At 59.2% G+C, this 16,642-nt stretch carries 13 protein-coding genes; 5 read left to right on the forward strand and 8 right to left on the reverse strand.

All coding sequences use genetic code 11. The features are described from left to right. Positions 1-17: 17 nt before the first annotated feature. The 3 genes from KP001_RS10275 to KP001_RS10285 form a co-directional block, all read right to left on the reverse strand. The gene (locus KP001_RS10275; RefSeq protein ID WP_217289409.1) at positions 18-755 is read right to left on the reverse strand and encodes a thiamine pyrophosphate-dependent enzyme; all 738 of its coding nucleotides are present in this window, start codon (positions 753-755) and stop codon (positions 18-20) included. Between the two features lie 22 nt (positions 756-777). Further along, positions 778-1,848, reverse strand: a complete 1,071-nt coding sequence (locus KP001_RS10280; protein WP_217289410.1) for a 3-methyl-2-oxobutanoate dehydrogenase subunit VorB — start codon at positions 1,846-1,848, stop codon at positions 778-780. Between the two features lie 121 nt (positions 1,849-1,969). After that, the gene (locus tag KP001_RS10285) at positions 1,970-2,173 is read right to left on the reverse strand and encodes a 4Fe-4S dicluster domain-containing protein (protein ID WP_217289411.1); all 204 of its coding nucleotides are present in this window, start codon (positions 2,171-2,173) and stop codon (positions 1,970-1,972) included. Between the two features lie 192 nt (positions 2,174-2,365). Between KP001_RS10285 and KP001_RS10290 the strand changes: the two genes are divergently transcribed. After that, positions 2,366-2,872, forward strand: a complete 507-nt coding sequence (locus tag KP001_RS10290) for a Ros/MucR family transcriptional regulator (RefSeq protein ID WP_217289412.1) — start codon at positions 2,366-2,368, stop codon at positions 2,870-2,872. A gap of 189 nt (positions 2,873-3,061) precedes the next feature. Here the strand turns inward: KP001_RS10290 and KP001_RS10295 are convergent, their stop codons facing one another. Then, positions 3,062-3,850, reverse strand: coding sequence for a pseudouridine synthase (locus tag KP001_RS10295; protein ID WP_217289413.1), 789 nt, complete (start codon positions 3,848-3,850; stop codon positions 3,062-3,064). A 238-nt stretch (positions 3,851-4,088) separates the two neighbouring features. Between KP001_RS10295 and KP001_RS10300 the strand changes: the two genes are divergently transcribed. Together KP001_RS10300 and KP001_RS10305 are read left to right on the forward strand one after the other, a co-directional pair. Further along, positions 4,089-5,060, forward strand: a complete 972-nt coding sequence (locus KP001_RS10300; RefSeq protein ID WP_217289414.1) for a YncE family protein — start codon at positions 4,089-4,091, stop codon at positions 5,058-5,060. Between the two features lie 99 nt (positions 5,061-5,159). Continuing rightward, positions 5,160-6,422: a DUF445 domain-containing protein gene (locus tag KP001_RS10305; RefSeq protein ID WP_217289415.1), complete on the forward strand. Its 1,263-nt coding sequence runs from the start codon at positions 5,160-5,162 to the stop codon at positions 6,420-6,422. 162 nt (positions 6,423-6,584) lie between these two features. Here the strand turns inward: KP001_RS10305 and KP001_RS10310 are convergent, their stop codons facing one another. The 3 genes from KP001_RS10310 to dnaE all read right to left on the reverse strand — a co-directional run bounded on the left by KP001_RS10310 (position 6,585) and on the right by dnaE (position 13,480). Further along, complete coding sequence (locus KP001_RS10310; RefSeq protein WP_217289416.1) at positions 6,585-8,300, reverse strand: hypothetical protein; 1,716 nt, start codon at positions 8,298-8,300, stop codon at positions 6,585-6,587. A gap of 692 nt (positions 8,301-8,992) precedes the next feature. Continuing rightward, positions 8,993-9,952 (reverse strand): acetyl-CoA carboxylase carboxyltransferase subunit alpha, encoded by a 960-nt coding sequence (locus KP001_RS10315; protein ID WP_217289417.1) that lies wholly within the window; start codon positions 9,950-9,952, stop codon positions 8,993-8,995. Positions 9,953-10,003: 51 nt separating this feature from the next. Beyond that, the gene (dnaE, locus tag KP001_RS10320; protein WP_217289418.1) at positions 10,004-13,480 is read right to left on the reverse strand and encodes a DNA polymerase III subunit alpha; all 3,477 of its coding nucleotides are present in this window, start codon (positions 13,478-13,480) and stop codon (positions 10,004-10,006) included. A gap of 419 nt (positions 13,481-13,899) precedes the next feature. Here dnaE and KP001_RS10325 point away from each other — a divergent pair, with 419 nt between their 5' ends. Together KP001_RS10325 and KP001_RS10330 are read left to right on the forward strand one after the other, a co-directional pair. Next, the gene (locus KP001_RS10325; RefSeq protein ID WP_217289419.1) at positions 13,900-14,136 is read left to right on the forward strand and encodes a CDGSH iron-sulfur domain-containing protein; all 237 of its coding nucleotides are present in this window, start codon (positions 13,900-13,902) and stop codon (positions 14,134-14,136) included. 267 nt (positions 14,137-14,403) lie between these two features. After that, positions 14,404-15,102 (forward strand): pirin family protein, encoded by a 699-nt coding sequence (locus tag KP001_RS10330; RefSeq protein ID WP_217289420.1) that lies wholly within the window; start codon positions 14,404-14,406, stop codon positions 15,100-15,102. Between the two features lie 112 nt (positions 15,103-15,214). Here KP001_RS10330 and hisS read toward each other — a convergent pair whose 3' ends face one another. Next, a complete protein-coding gene (gene hisS, locus KP001_RS10335; protein ID WP_217289421.1) occupies positions 15,215-16,468 on the reverse strand; it encodes a histidine--tRNA ligase in 1,254 nt (417 codons plus the stop codon). Positions 16,469-16,642 lie beyond the last annotated feature (174 nt).

A 16,642-nucleotide genomic window follows, 5' to 3' on the forward strand; every position in this document is an offset into this window, starting at 1 on the left:
GAGAAGGTCCCGCCCCCCTACTCTTCCTTCTTGAACACGCCCAGCGGGAAGTAGGGGATCATCTCCTCCCCGATCCTCGCATTGGCCTTGAGGGGGTTCATCCCCCAGTTGGTCGGGCAGGCGGACAACACTTCGACGAAGGAGAATCCCTTCCCCTGGGCCTGGTAGCCAAACGCCTCGCGGATCACCTTCTTGGCCTCCAGTACGTGCTTGGGTGAATCGACCGCGACCCGCGCGGAGTAGGCAACGCCACCCAGTTGAGCCAGCAGTTCCGCCATCCTTATGGGGGAGCCGTCCTTGGACTTGTCCCTGCCGTAGGGGGAGGTGGACGTCTTCTGCCCCACCAGGGTGGTCGGAGCCATCTGGCCGCCGGTCATGCCGTAGGTGGTGTTGTTCACGAAGACGACGGTGATGTCCTCGCCGCGGTTGGCGGCGTGGATGATCTCGGCGGTGCCGATGGCGGCCAGGTCGCCGTCACCCTGGTAGGTGAAGACGAAGCTGCCGGGCTTGGCGCGCTTGACGCCCGTGGCCACGGCGGGAGCCCTGCCGTGAGGAGCCTCCACCACGTCGATATCGAAATAGCCGTACAGAAAGACGGAGCAGCCGACCGACGCGACACCTATGGTCTGTTCCTGCACCCCGTAAAGGTCCATGGCGTCGGCCACCAGCCGATGGATGGTGCCGTGGTGGCAGCCGGGGCAGAAATGGGTCTGCACGTCCTTCAAACTTTGCGGTCTTTTGAAAACCTGTTGCATATGGATCAACCCCTTTCCCGGCCTAGCGCGCCGTCTCGCCGTAGTTCTTCCTGATCACTTCGAGCAGCTCCTCCGGCGACGGGAGGGAGCCCGCTCCCGGCGGCCTGCCGTAGAAGGAGACCTGGGCGGCTGCGCCTACGCTGAGACGGACGTCCTCGACCATCTGTCCGGTGTTGAGCTCGACGACCAGCACCTTGCCGGCCCGCCCCGCCGCTTCCTCCAGCGCCTTCTCGGGGAACGGGAACAGGGTGACCGGACGGAACAGCCCCACCTTCATCCCCTCCGCCCGCGCCATGGTCACGGCGGTGTGGGCGATCCTGGAGACGGAACCGAAGCCGACGACGATGAGGCGTGCGTCCGCGGTCTCGTACTCCTCCGAGATGCACTCCTTCTCCTTCATCACCTTGTACTTTGCGTGCAGGTGCCAGTTGTGGGCCTCGAGCTCGCCGTCACCCAGGAACAGGGACTTGACCACGCGCTGCTCCGCACCGCTCTTGCCGCGCACCGCCCATCCCTTGGCCGGGAGCTCGCGCACCGGGCGCGGGTTCGGAACGAGCGCCTCTTTCATCTGGCCGATCACGGAATCCCCCAGGAGCATGACCGGGGTGCGGTACAGGTCGGCGAGGTCGAAGGCGTGCATGGTGAGGTCGTACATCTCCTGCACCGAGTTGGGGGCGAGGACCGGGATGTGATAACCGCCGTGGCCGCCACCTTTCACGCATTGGAAGTAGTCCGACTGGGAGGCGTCGATGCCGCCAAGCCCGGGACCGGAACGGGAGATGTTGATGATGACGCCGGGGAGCTCGGCTCCGGCCATGTAGGAGATCCCCTCCTGCTTCAGGGAGATGCCGGGGCTCGAGGAGGAGGTCATGGCGCGCACACCGGTGGCGGAGGCCCCAAGGAGCATGTTGATGGCCCCGATCTCGCTCTCGGCCTGGATGAACTCGCCGTTCAGCCCGGGGAGCTCGCGCGAAAGGTATTCGGGAATATCGCTTTGCGGGGTGATGGGATAACCGAAGTAGTAGCGGCAGCCGGCTTCGACCGCGCCCATGGCGGCAGCCTCGTTACCCTTAACAAAAAGCCGTTTAGACAATTGACCCTCCCACAGATCCTGCCGGCCGGGATGCACCCCGGGCAGTCGACGCGCTCAGGGCGATGCACCGCGCTCTGTCGATCTATCAGCAGGCAACACTTTTTCAGTGTGAACGAAGAAATTACTTGAAGACAGTTATGGCAACATCGGGACAGATTTCGGCGCAGAGAGCGCAACCGGTGCACTGCTCCTGATTGGGAGCTTCAGCCGGTGCATAACCCTGGATATTGACCTTTTCGCACAGCCTGATCAGCTTCTTCGGGCAAGCAATGGTGCAGATACCGCAACCTTTGCAACGCATTTCGTCTATTACAATTTTCCCCATGCCTAAGTCCCCTCATTGTCTCGCGGCCGCCTCCGGCCATGCAATCAGCGCTGGAAACTAGCAGAATTTTGTGAAGCCAGTCAACTTTTTTGTTTACACATGTGATTTATCCCTTGATTTTAAACCTGTGTATAGTTTAATAATATGCGTCTCATTTAACGCACCTTAAAAATATAAAAGGAGGAGCGAACAATGGCATCATCACTGCTCGAATTGACGGCAAGCATTGTCTCATCACATGCCTCGGTTACAGAGATGTCAGGCGACGATTTGCTTCTTGAGCTGCAGAAGGTGCATGGCGCCCTGCAGAAGCTAGAAGTGGAAACTGGCGAGGGGGTGGAACGGGGTGAGGGCAAAGGTCCGGCCGTCACCCTGAAGAAGGCCTTCCAGCCAGACCAGATAAGCTGCATGCTCTGCGGCAAGAGCGGCATGAAGACACTTGCGCGCCACCTGGCCCAGGTCCACGGGATAAAGCCCGGTGAATACCGCAAACAGTTCGGTATCCCCAGCAACCAGGCCCTGACCGCAAAGAATTTCTCCGAGGCGCGCAGAAGGATGGCGCAGGAGAAGGGGCTTGCGGACAACCTCGCCAAGGCACGCGCCGTGCGGGCGGCAAAACTGGCCGCCAAGGGCGGTGCCGAAAAAAAGCCCGCGAAGACGCCGCGCGTGCCGAAACAAAAGCAGCAGATGAGCGCGTAGGACAACATGTAATGATGCCTGTCTGCCTCCAGTGGGACGGTTCGGGCTTTCCGGAGTCGCCTCAGGACGATTCCGGAAGCTGCCCGGCCTGATCCCGCCCGAGTCGCAGTTTCAATATACCTATGAAAAAAGCCGCCCCAAAGGCGGCTTTTCTTCTGCTCCGTACCGGCCAAGGCGCCAGGTGATCTGTCATCTACGCGGCGTAACCTTCCGTCTCGCCACCACTCCCGTTTTCCTCGGGCCTCGCCCGGTGCCGGTGGGAACCGTTTTCCGCCGGAGTTTCGCCACCTCGTCGGCGGTGAGGTGCCTGAAGTCGCCCGGTTTCATGTCGCCGATCACGAGAAAGTCATAGCGCGACCTCTTCAGACGCACCACGTTCAGCCCGACGGCCTCGCACATGCGACGCACCTGGCGGTAGCGTCCCTCGTGGATGGTGATGGATATCCAGGAGTTGTTCTCGCTTTCACTCACCGGAAGGACCTTGGCCGGCGCGGTCATGCCGTCCTCGAGTTTCACCCCCTCGGCAAGCCTCCGGATCTGCTCGGCCGAAACCTGCCCGCTCACCCGCACGAGATAACCCTTGTCCACCTCGTGGCTTGGGTGCATCAGCATGTTGGCGAAGGCCCCGTCGTTGGTCAAAAGCAACAGCCCTTCGGTGTTGTAGTCGAGGCGGCCGACGGGATAGACGCGCTCCTTGATCCCCTTCAGCAGATCGGTGACGATGGGGCGCCCTTCCGGGTCCTTCATGGTGGTCATGTAGCCGACCGGTTTGTAGAGGAGCAGGTAGACCCGCTGCTCGGTCACGGTGATGGACTTGCCGTCCACGGTGATGGTATCGGTATCGGGGTCGGCCTTGGTCCCAAGTTCGGTGACCACGACGCCGTTGACGGCCACCCTCCCCGCGGCGATTATGGTTTCAGACTCGCGGCGCGAGGCGATTCCGGCCTGTGAAAGTATCTTCTGTAAACGCTCCTGCATGTTAGCTCCTTACCTGGGTCTCCCCGGTTGACTGGACAAATGGTACTCATAGCATGGTGCTGTAGCAACCGCAAGTTTTAACCCCACCCCCGGCCGTCACTGTTGCTTCCAGTCAGCCCGCTTATCGCGGATTCTTGATTATAGATTTTTAATAGCACTCTGATACCCTTCTTTGGTTCCGGTTCAGACATCTCCGTGTCGCATAACCGCGACTCAACCCTTATGAAGGAGGCTCCACATGACCAAGTCCTACAAAAGAGACGGTCAGCAGTATCTCTACTTCTCCCAGAAAACAGGCGACAGCGTGTGCGTCATGGACATCGGCAAAAACAAACCCAAGCTGGTTGAGACGATCAAGGTGGGTGTGCAGCCGGCAAGTCTGGTCACCAACAGGAGCAAGACGCGCCTCTACGTGATCAATAGAGGCTCAGACAGCGTCAGCATAGTAGACACGACGACCGCCCCCATGGAGACCGTGGCCACCCTGTCCCTGGGGGCGGTACCCTACGCGATAGCGGTCGACCCCGAACAGACGAGGGCTTTCGTCAGCTGCGGTCCCATGGACGCGGGAACCATCAAGATCATCGACCTCACCGTGAACCCGCCTGTACTGGTAAACACCACACCAGTGCGCGGCCTGCTGTTCCACGGCATGGCGGTGTCGCCAGATAGCAAACGCCTGTTCGTGGCCGGCGGTCCCAAGGATGACACCATCAACGACAGCCTCTCGGTCTATGACATCACCGCCAGCGCACCGGTCCTGATCGCTACGGTAGAGGGTCAAAACGAGAGCCCCGAATTCGTCTACGTCAATCCGACGGGATCCTACGCCATCGCGAGTTTCAGGCAGGGGGGCATAAACGTCTTCGATGCGGCAGCCACCCCTCCGGTACTGCTGTCGACGGTGGGAAGCGGCGAGGTCAACGGCTCCGCGCTCAGCCCGGATGGACACCTGCTGCTCATGGGGTACGCCGAACCTGCCGGGGGAGAGGGTAACTTTGCCATCTATGACGTTTCGTCCATCCCCCCCGGCACCGGCCTCTTCTTCACCAACGCCTACCCTCCCGGGCCGATGACCTTCAGCGCGGACGGGGCGCGGCTGTACATGATGAGCGGCAACGAGCTGGTGATGTTCGACATGACCATGCACCCTCCCCAGGTGACCGGCCATGTCGCCGTCACCGGACCAGCGGGGGGGATTACCATTTAGAGTGGAGCGATTCTGGTTATTGCCTTGTTTCCGGCAACCTGATAAAAAGGTGGGCCGCCACCGGCGGGAGCAACGCCAGGAAACAAGGAGTAGAAGCAGATGGATACCAGACAACTCGCACTAAAAAAGAACAAGGCCGTTGCCGGCGCCCTATTGGTGGGTGCCGCCCTGCTTTTCATCGTGGCCCGGTTTAACCACGGCACCGGCCCCTGGGCCTGGGTCGCCGCCTTCGCGGAGGCAGCCATGGTCGGCGCTTTGGCGGACTGGTTCGCCGTCGTCGCCCTGTTCCGGCACCCGCTGGGGCTCCCCATCCCGCACACCGCCATCGTCGCGGAGAAGAAGGAGAGTATCGCCGACAACATGGGGCGGTTCATACAGGAGAAGTTTCTCGCCACCGAGGTGCTGGTGGAGCGGATGCGGGAATTCGACCCCGCGAGGCACCTGTGCAACTACCTCCTTGACCGTGACAACGCCGCGGGACTGGCCAGGGGAATCACCCGCGTCATCTCTGAATCCATCGATTTTTTGGAGGACGAGCGTGTCAGCAAGGTGGTGAGCGCTGCGCTGGGGGATCGGATCGACAGGTTCGACGCGGCGACCTCGGCTGCGAACCTCTTCGATAGTCTGAGGAAGGATAGCAGGCATCAGGTGGTGCTCGACGAGCTCTTGAAGCGCCTGGGGGGCTGGCTGGCGACACCGGAGTCGCAGGAGAAGGTGGCAGTGGCCCTGGACAACTGGGTGGACGCGGAGTATCCGCTTTTGAGCAAGTTCATCCCGAACCGTCCCCAGTTCTCCCGGAACGCCGGTGAGAAGATCGTCAAGAAGGTGAGCGGGTTCCTCGATGCAGTGAACGCGGACCCGACCCACGAGCTGCGGCACGAATTCGACCGGGCCGTGAGCGACTTCATCGTGAGGCTCAGGCACGACGAAGGGATGCGGGAAAAGGTAGCGGAGCTGAAGCGGGAACTGGTTGATAACCAGCAACTCTCCCACTACGCGAAGGGTTTGGTCAGCGACCTGAAGAACTGGATGGTGCAGGACCTGGACCGGGAGCACTCGAGCATCCAGAAAAAGATCGCCGACGCGGCAGTGGCGCTGGGGAACACCCTTTCCCAATGCGGCGAACTGGGGGATTCCATCAATGAGCACCTGGAAGGGGTGGTGAGAAAGTACGCGGGCGATCTGAGGAGCGGCCTTGCCAGACACATCTCCGGGACCGTGAAGGAGTGGGAAAACGAGGAGTTCATCAACGAGATCGAGCTCAGCATCGGGTCCGATCTGCAGTTCATCAGGATGAACGGGACGCTGGTGGGCGGCATGATCGGTATCCTCCTGCACGCGGCGTCGCTGGTCATTGGATAGATCCTTACTTCACCCTCGCTGTTCCTGCACATCGGATTCTGTTACTTTCTCTCAACTCCCTTAATCTTCTGTATGTTCCAGGGCGCGCGCAGCGCCCTGCCTTCCACAAAAAAAAGAGGCGGGTTATGCACCCGCCTCTTCCACAGCAAATTTATATGCCAATTACGGTGTAACGGTTGGAGCGGCGAGCGTTACACTGACGCCCCTCTGGGAGGAGATTGCGCCCTCAGTGTCCTTGAGCCAGACATAAAGAGCCCTGGTTGTGGGGTTAGTGGAGATTATACTGCCGGTGAAGTCAAACTCGAGCGGCAGAGTCGGCAGGCCTGTGGTGAACGCAGTTGCAGCAGGCTTGGCACTGGTGGTGGTTACGGCATAGCCAGCGATGGTCCTGCCAGACTTGACCACGTACTCCAGTTGGTTGATCGAGGCTATATTGCCGGTGGCCGCACCGGTTGCAGTAAGTACAGTTATCTGCGGGCTATCGCTGACAACTACCGAACGTGCAGCGGACGGGGAATGACCAGCTGCGTCTCTGATCCAGGCATAGAGAGGTACATTGTATCTTCCACCTGCCACCTGGGTGATTCCCGAGTCATAATCGAAAGTGGCGGATGTCGTTCCATTCACTGTATCCATGGTGTGCCAAGTAGCGCTTGCCGGGAAAGTGGGGCTCTCAGATATCGCGCACTCAAGGGTGCCGCCAACATACCCTTTACCTTGGATGGTGACCGGGATAGCGTTGCTATCCATCTGCACGGTGTAAGGAGCGACGAAGTTCGTGATCGCGGGGGAGTTGTTGAACACGATCTTCTGGTTGGTTACGCCGGCCACCTGTACAGACTCGTTATTTTTAAAATCCCTTGCCCATGCAAAGAGATAGACCGTACGATCTGTGTTATCCAGGGTGCCTTGGTAATCAAAGACAGGATTGGTAGTCCACACGGTTGGTGCCGGCGCTGACGCCGGATCCGGGTCTGTCGAGGTTGTAATCGCGTAATCCTTAACCCCACCATTGTCCGTTGCGTAGATGCTGATCCCTGCTACCGGCCCAGTGGTACCCACTTTTGTGCCAGGAACACTGAAGGCCTTGACGACCGGTTTCTGGGTGTCGGTCAGGTCGACACTGACGCTTGCAGTAACCGTAGGCACGCTAAGGGAAGCCGATGCCTCTTTGAAGAAGGCCCAGTTGCTCGCGGACTCACCTGCTTTCAGAAGGTCCGACTTCATGAAGAACTCTGCTTGAAAATAGAGGTTACTGGTGGCTTGGCTAACTGCCGGTGCTACTAATCCAGTGTGGGTAGTAGATGGCGTTGCAGCAAGGTGTTGCCGCCCCGGGAAAGCCGTGGTCCTGCTTGTCAGGGACCATGCATCCTGCAAGCCCTTCGCCGCAAGATCAGCTGCGGGAATGACACCCACGGTATAGACTTCCCCGGAAACGGTCGATGCAGGAGTCGTCATGGTGACAGCAACATCAGCCAAGGTCACTGCAGATATGGTGTTGGCACCATTAGCAATAACGGCATTGCTGGCGGACTTGCCATACTGCATCAGCACGTTCGGGGTTCCGCCCTCGTAATAAACGGCTTCCACAGTGTAGGTGCCGACCGGCAAAACTACGGGGGCTACGGTTTCCCCGACAGCTCCGTCTACGACCGCCCTGTAATGCGTATTAATCTCGTTGAGCACGACCCTGTACCGGCCAGGTTCAGTAGTGGGCAGGTTGGCAACCATCTTGGCTGCAGCCTGGCTCCTTGGCGCTTGTATCAGTTCAAGAGACAGCGTCCCTTTACCCGCTGCCGGTGTGTTTGCAGTAGTGCCGCCTCCGCCTCCGCAAGCTGCAAGCAACAGCATCATGAAAAGCCAAAACAACTTCCTCATAGACTCCCTCCTTTTAATTAGTTAATTCATAATATTAACAATTCAACCACAACACCAACCTTCCCCTTGAGCTTCACCTCCTTCACTAATTAATAATCAAAAATCATAACAGACGTTCATCACATTGCTCTAACCAATGTACAGGACTTACTTTTGGGCAAAAGACAGTTCGAAAGAACTGTCTAAAAAAAATTACAGAGGACTACCATAAAAAACAGCACGTTGCAATATAACTAAAGATATACATTTAGCTATTCGAAAAAATATATTTCGCCTCTAAGAGAGATTCAAACAGAGGAGTCGCCATATCACAGCACGGGAACGTGATATAGCCATTCTTTAATGTTCCACTCCTGGCAACGCCCCGCCATATCAACAGGTTAGTGATTGTGATCACAAACCGTGCAAGTATTATACGAGAAAATGACGTTGTGGTTAGAAGTGACCAATTGAAAACGTTGAAGTATCAGTACTGACACAGCAGGGACATCTGGCTTGAGACTGGAGTAGCAGCAGGAGCTATAAAGCGTGGTAAATGTTCGGACAGCATGAAAGGCAAAGGCGGGTCATGAACCAGCCACCATGGCTGATTTAATTGTGCTTGCGCACCACGCGCCGTTCCAGGCGCGCAAAAAAAAGGGGGCATGGCCCCAAGGCCATGCCCCCCTCTCTATATATTCCGCTCTACCGTATTACTCGGCGAAGCGGCTCATCTTTCTGAACTTCTGGTAGCGCAGCTCGATCAGCTCGTCAGCCGGGATCCCTTTCAGCTCCTTCAGGTTCCTGGAGAGCGCCTCGTGAAGGTTCTTCGCCATGGCCTCGTGATCGCGGTGCGCGCCGCCGGCCGGCTCGGGGACGATCTCGTCGATGACTTCGAGGTCCTTGATGTCCCTGGCGGTCAGCTTCAGCGCCTCGGCAGCCTGGGCACCCTTGGTGCCATCGGACCAGAGGATGGCGGCACACCCTTCCGGGGAGATGACGGCGTAGACGGAGTGCTGCAACATGAGGATACGGTCGCCCACAGCGATGGCGAGCGCGCCGCCGGAGCCACCCTCGCCGGTGATCACGACGATGATGGGCACGGTGAGACGGGACATTTCCCTCAGGTTACGGGCGATGGCCTCGGCCTGGCCGCGCTCCTCGGCGCCGATGCCGGGGAAGGCACCCGGGGTGTCGACGAAGGTGATGATGGGAAGCCTAAACCGCTCGGCCATTTCCATCAGGCGCAGCGCCTTTCTGTACCCTTCCGGATTGGGCATGCCGAAGTTGCGGAACACCTTCTCCTTGGTGTCGCGCCCCTTCTGGTGACCGATCACCATCACCGGCTCGCCGTCCAGCCTGGCGAGACCGCCCACGATGGCATGGTCGTCGCCGAAGTTGCGGTCGCCGTGGAGTTCCACGAACTCGGTGAAGATGAGGCTCAGGTAGTCAAGGGTGAAGGGACGGTTGATATGGCGGGCCACCTGGGCCGTTTGCCAGCGGGAAAGGTTGGCGAACATCTCCTCGCGCATCTCCGCGGCTTTCACCTCGAGTTTGGCGACCTCGGCAGAGAGATCGACCCCCTGGGTGGAAAATGCAAGCAGTTCCTGGATCTTCTTGTCCAGTTCCGCCAGTGGCTTCTCAAAATCCAGATAGCTTTGCTGCAGTGCCATATATCTCTATCTCCTTGCTTTCAAATAAAAATAACCGCAATCGTCCTGAGGCTACTCGAAGGACACGGCATTATAGCCGAAGAGGTTACTCACTTCCACTGTTAATTCTTCGCTGGCCGCCACTTTGTATACATCCGAAAGGCGGATGGTGACGCGCGAACTATTCTCTATGTCAAGATGGAGAAAGCTGCGACAGATCCCCTGGTAGCGGGAGATGATCTCTTTGAGCGTCTTCAGCTTCCCCGCATCGGCTTCTTTCGCGTCTATGGTGAAATTCACCCTGCGCGTCTCCCGCTCCACAAGGTCACGCAAAAGAACGATGTCGCTGGCCATGATCTTGGCCCCCTTCTCGCCGTGCTCGACCGTGCCGGTGATGTGAACCGGGTCGTCCCCCTTAAGAAACTCCGAGCAGCGGGCATAGACGTCGGAGAAAACAACAACCTCCAGCGAGCCGGCCAGGTCCTCCAGTGTCACGAACCCCATGCGGTCGCCTTTTTTGGTCATGATCTCCTTGAGGCTCGCGGGGACACCGCAGATCTTCACCTCGCTCTTGTCCTTCGCCTCGTTGATGGAGGAACAGTCGACGTTGGAAAAGCGGCGCATGTCGGCCACGTAGCGGTCCAGCGGGTGGCCGGTAATGAAGAAGCCGATCGCCTCTTTCTCGCAGCCGAGCCGGTATTTCTCATCCCACTCCGGTATGTCGGGGAGGCGGTTGCCGGTACCGTTGGAACCGCGCTGGATCTCCGCCATGCCAAAGAGAGACACCTGCGCGCTCTCGCGCTCCTGCTGCACGCGCTGTCCCTGGGCGGCGGCATCCTCAAGGACGGCCATAAGCTGAGCTCGTTTCGCCTTGGTGCAGTCGAAGGCGCCGCTTTTGATGAGCGCTTCGATGACCCTCTTGTTGCAGCGGCGCAGGTCGACCCGCTCGCAGAAGTCGAAGATGTCCTTGAAGGGCTCATCGCCGCGGGCCTCGAGGATGGCCTCGATGGCCCCCTCCCCCACGTTCTTGACGGCGCCGAGACCAAAGCGCATCGCCGTGTCCAGCACGCGGAAGGAGCGCAGCGACTCGTTGATGTCCGGCGGCAGCACCTCGATGCCCATCTCGCGGCAGTCGCCGATGCTCTTGATCACCTTGTCGGTGTTGCTCATGTCCTCGGTGAGGAGGGCGGCCATGAATTCGACCGGGTAGTGTGCCTTCAAGTAGGCGGTCTGGTAGGCGACCAGAGCGTAGGCGGCGGAGTGCGACTTGTTGAAGCCGTACTCGGCGAACTTGGCCATCAGGTCGAAGATGGCCGCGCACTTCTTGGAATCAAGGCCCAGCTTCTCGGACCCCTCCATGAACTTCAGGCGCTCCTTCGCCATCTGTTCTGCGTCTTTCTTACCCATAGCGCGGCGCAAGAGATCCGCGCCGCCGAGCGAGTAGCCTGCCAGGGAACGGGAAATCTGCATGACCTGTTCCTGGTAGACGATGACGCCATAGGTGTCCTTGAGGACCGGTTCGAGCTGAGGCAGGTCGTAGACAGTCTGCTTGCGACCATGCTTTCTCTCGATGAAGTCGTCCACCATGCCGGAGCCGAGCGGGCCCGGACGGTAGAGGGCGCAGACCGCGATGATGTCCTCGAAACAGGAGGGCTTCAGCTTGACCAGAAGCTCCTTCATGCCGCTGGACTCAAGCTGGAATACCCCGGTGGTGTTGCCGGCCTGCAGAAGTTTGTAGGTCTCCGGATCGTCGTCCGTCAACAGGGTGATGTCGAAGTTGGGATCCTTGCCGTTACGGATGTGCTTGCAGGCGTTATCGATGACAGTGAGGTTCTTGAGCCCCAGGAAGTCGAACTTCACCAGGCCAACCTTCTCCACGTACTTCATCGAGTACTGGGTGGTCAATGAGCCGGTCTTCTGGTCCTTGTAGACCGGGCAGAAGTCTTCCATCTGCCTGGGCGCGACCACGAGGCCGGCGGCGTGGGTCGAGATGTGGCGTGCGAGCCCCTCCAAGCGCAGCGCGACGGTCATGACCTCGTTCACCTTGGCGTCGGCCGCCATCAACTCCTTGAGTTTCGGCTCCTGCTCGATCGCCTTCTCGAGCGTAATGCCCAAGACCTCGGGCACGAGCTTGGCTATCTTGTCCACGTCGGCAAAGGTGAGGTCGAGGGCGCGCCCGACGTCGCGGATGACACCGCGGGCAGCCATGGTACCGAACGCCGCGATCTGGCATACCTTCTCCCGGCCGTAGCGCTCGACCATGTACTGGATCACCTCTTCACGGCGGTCCTGGCAGAAGTCGACGTCGATATCCGGCATGGAGATACGTTCCGGGTTCAGGAATCGCTCGAACAGCAAGTTGTACGGCATAGGATCGATATCGGTGATCCTGATGCAGTAGGCGACCAGCGAGCCGGCCGCCGAGCCCCTGCCGGGACCTACCGGGATGCCGTGGTCCTTGGCCCAGTTGATGAAGTCCGCAACGATGAGGAAGTAGCCCGGGAACCCCATGTGCCGGATGCAGTCCAGCTCGATGCGCAGGCGGTCGTGATAGGCCTGCTCCTGTTCCGGGGTCAGATCCGGGTACTTGATCTTGATCTTCTCAAGGCGCAGCTTGAGCCCTTCGATGGACTCGCGCTCCAGCTGATCATCGAGGGTTTCGCCCGGCGGCGCCTCGTACGCGGGGAAATGGTAGGTCTTGAAGTCGAACTCGTAGTGGCAGCGTTCGGCGATCTTGACCGTGTTTTCCAGCGCCTCAGGGCAGTAATGGAAGTCCCGCGCCATCTCCTCCGGGCTCTTCACGTAGAAGGCCTCGGTGGTGAAGCGCATCCGGCTCGGGTCGCTCATGGTCTTGCCGGTCTGGATGCAGAGCAGGATCTCGTGCGCCTTGGCGTCTTCCTTGTTGAGGTAGTGACAGTCGTTGGTGGCGACCAGCGGCAGGTTCAGCTCGCGCGCGATCTCCATCACCCGCCTGTTGGCGATGGTCTGCTCGGGGAGCCCGTTCTCCTGGATCTCGAGGTAGTAGCTCCCCGGGAACATGTCGGCGTACCAGATGGCGGCAGCCTTGGCCTCCTCCATCTTGTTCCTGCCCGCCAGATAGGCGATCTCTCCCTGCAGGCAGGCGGAGAGGCAGATAAGACCTTCCCTGTGCTTCTCCAGGAGTTCCTTGTCGATGCGGGGGCGGCGGTAGAACCCCTCCTTGTAGCCGGCGGAGCTGAGGTAGCAGAGGTTCTTGAAACCGGTCATGTTCTCGGCCAGCAGGATGAGGTGGTAGCTGGTGACCGGGTCTGCGGCAGTGGGGGCTTTCTTGTCCAGACGGGAGCCGGGGGCGATGTAGACCTCACACCCAAGGATCGGCTTGATCCCCTTGTCCTGGGCCTTCAGGAAGAACTCGAGGGAACCGAACATGTTGCCGTGGTCGGTGACCGCCACCGCCGGCATGTGATACTCCTTGGCCTTCTTGACCAGGTCGCCGATGCGGATGGCGCCGTCGAGCAGGGAGTACTGGGAGTGGAGATGAAGGTGTACGAAATTAGCTGGTGAATCCATAAATCCAAGGCCCTGGCAAAGATACGGGAACTGATTGAGTTGAAACAACAAAAGGAGCCCTTCTCTCTGCTGGCTCCAGTCGCTGTTGAGGACATAATTGTAGCGGCCACATTTTGCACTAAGCGGGACTCTGTGTCAATGCGCAGTATCCGCAGGGGCTGATATTTTAGACACCACGTGCAGTGTCGGGACATAGTTCCGTCAGCGTTACCTGCCTAAAAATTTCGTTGACAAGGTGGCCATGTTAGTTCAATATCGAATCATATGACATGAAGCCATACCGTCAGAGAGGGCAACCCCAACCACAATGGAGCCACCTAAGCAGATTTGTTTGCGCTCCATTAGTTCAACATTAAATAAATTGATATTCAGTTCCCCATTCAGGGGGAAATACCAAAGAAACACAGGAGAAACAGCAAATGAGCAATACCGCCCTCACACCGAACCAGCCTATCGTCGTAGAACTCGAAGCAGGTACCTACCACCGCTGTACCTGCGGCAAATCCTCCAGAATCCCCTTTTGCGACGGGGCACATGTCGGCTCGAACCATGCGCCAGTATCCTTCGAAGTGAAAGAAAAGCAGCAGGTTTACCTGTGCAACTGCGGCAAGACGGGCAACGCTCCCTACTGCGACGGCAGTTGCCGGAAGCAGTAAGAGGCTAAAAGGAAAAGGTGAGGTAGGAAAGATGTCTTGCGTAAAGCAGATACTCAAAGTGACAGGGTGGGGCACCTTGCTGCTCGCCTTGGCGACCGGGGCATGGGTGGAATGGTCAGTACTGAAGAGCGGTGGGCTCTTATGGGGCTTGTTCTTTGGAGGTTTCACCATCCCGTTCGCACTTTTTGCTACCCTCGGGTTGCTACCGAAGGAGATATTCGCCCGGGACTAGACGGTGCGTAAAAGGCACCGGAGAGGAGAAAGACCATGATCGCTATAAGAAGATCGGCTGACAGAGGCCACGCCGACCACGGCTGGCTCGACACTTACCACACCTTTTCCTTCGCAGACTACTACGACCCTCGCCACATGGGGTTCAGAAACCTGCGGGTCATTAACGAGGACCGCGTAAAGCCGGGCGTGGGCTTCCCCACCCATCCGCACCGGGACATGGAGATCATCTCGTACGTGCTGGAAGGCGCGCTCGCGCACCGCGACAGCATGGGAACCGGCTCCGTCATCCGTCCCGGCGACGTGCAACGCATGAGTGCCGGCACCGGCATCACTCACAGCGAGTTCAACCACAGTAAGGACGCGCCGCTACACTTTTTCCAGATCTGGATTCTGCCGGAGCGTACCGGGATTGCCCCGGGCTACGAGCAGAAGTTTTTCCCCGACCAGGAAAAACGGGGGTGCCTGCGCATCGTCGCTTCGCCGGACGGTCGTGACGGTTCGGTCACCATCAACCAGGATACGAGGCTATACGCAACGCTCCTGGACCCGGGCGAGGAGATCGTGCATCGCCTTCCGGCAGGACAGCATGCATGGGTGCAGGTGGCACGGGGCAAGCTGCTCGTCAACGGCCATCTCTTGGAAGCAGGGGATGGTGCGGCGGTCAGCAACGAAGACCTGCTGCGCCTGACGGCGAAAGAAGCGGCCGAGGCGCTGGTGTTCGAACTGCCGTAAGGGGTTGAGCAGATAAAAAGGGGGTAAAAAGGGGGTAAAAGGGGACAGGCTACTTTACGGAAAAGTAGCCTGTCCCCTTTTTTTTCGACGAAGGCCGGGGGGAGGGAGAAGGCTAGGCCCCGCCGGTCATGGCAGCCTGGATGCTGGCAGCGTCGAGCGCCACGTCGTCCTGGGTGCCGCCATCCATGTTCTTGAGCGGCGCGGTGCCGCGGGTGATCTCGTCTCCGCCGATGATCAGCGTGAAGCGGGAATTGAACTTGTCGGCACGCCGCATCTGGCTCTTCAGGCTCTTACCTTCGTAGTCGATTTCGACGGCAAGCCCCAGACGCTGCAGAGCGCTCATGAGGCGGAATGCTTCGGCGTGGGCTTCATCACCCAGGGCGGCGATGAAGAGGTCCGGACGGCGCGAGAAATCCTTCTCGGCCAAAAGCAGCGCCACGCGCTCGACTCCCATGGCGAAGCCGATACCCGGAATCTGCGGGCCGCCGATGGAGGAGATCAGGCCGTCGTAGCGGCCACCGGCGGCGACGGCGCTCTGGGCGCCCAGCATGGTGGTGACCATCTCGAAGGTGGTCCGGGTGTAGTAGTCGAGGCCGCGCACCATCCTCTGGTTGATGCTGTATGGTGTGCCGACCAGTTCCAGGTATTTCCTGGTCTTGTCAAAGTGGTCGCCACACTCGGCGCAGAGATGATCCAACATGGAGGGGGCACCCTGGGTCGCCTCCTGGCAACCGGCGGACTTGCAATCCAGCGCGCGCAGCGGGTTCGTGTCGTAGCGCCGCTTGCAGTCGTCGCACAGCTTGTCGATGCGCTCCAGCAGGAACTTCTTGAGGGCATCGCGGTAGGCGGGACGGCAGCAGGGGCACCCCAGCGAGTTGATCTGCAGCGAAGGCTCCGTGAGCCCCAGTTCCTGGAAGAAATGGGTCAGCATGGTGAGCACCTGGGCGTCTACCGTGGGAGCGGCGACCCCGGTGATCTCGGCGCCGATCTGGTGAAACTGGCGGTAGCGCCCCTTCTGCGGGCGCTCGTAGCGAAACATCGGCCCCATGTAGTACAACCGCGCCACCGGGTCCAGGGCGTGCATCTTGTGCTCGACGTAGGCGCGCATCACCGACGCGGTCCCCTCCGGGCGCATGGTGACCTTGTTGCCACCCTTGTCTTCGAAGGAGTACATCTCCTTTTCCACGATGTCGGTCGCGTCGCCGATGGAGCGGCAGAACAGCTCGGTCTTTTCCAGGATCGGGATCCTGATCTCCGAAAGTCCGTAAAGCTCGAAAACCCGGCGCGCCGTGGCCTCGATGTGCTGCCACTTCTCGACCTCGCCCGGGAGGATGTCGTTGAAACCCTTGATGCCGGTGATTGCCACGTTCGTGCTCTCCTTGCGTCAAAAAAAATAAAAACAACCGGGATACGGCCTCGGTATTTGCACGTCTGCCATACTGAGCAATACGCCTTTTCGTTCAGAGTCTCAGAATACCCAGGCGAAAAAATAGCCGCAGCCCAAGCTGTGGCGATCTTTTCAGGCTTTCTGCTGCCAATC

The sequence above is a fragment of the Geomonas subterranea genome, assembly GCF_019063845.1.
GTDB lineage: Bacteria > Desulfobacterota > Desulfuromonadia > Geobacterales > Geobacteraceae > Geomonas > Geomonas subterranea.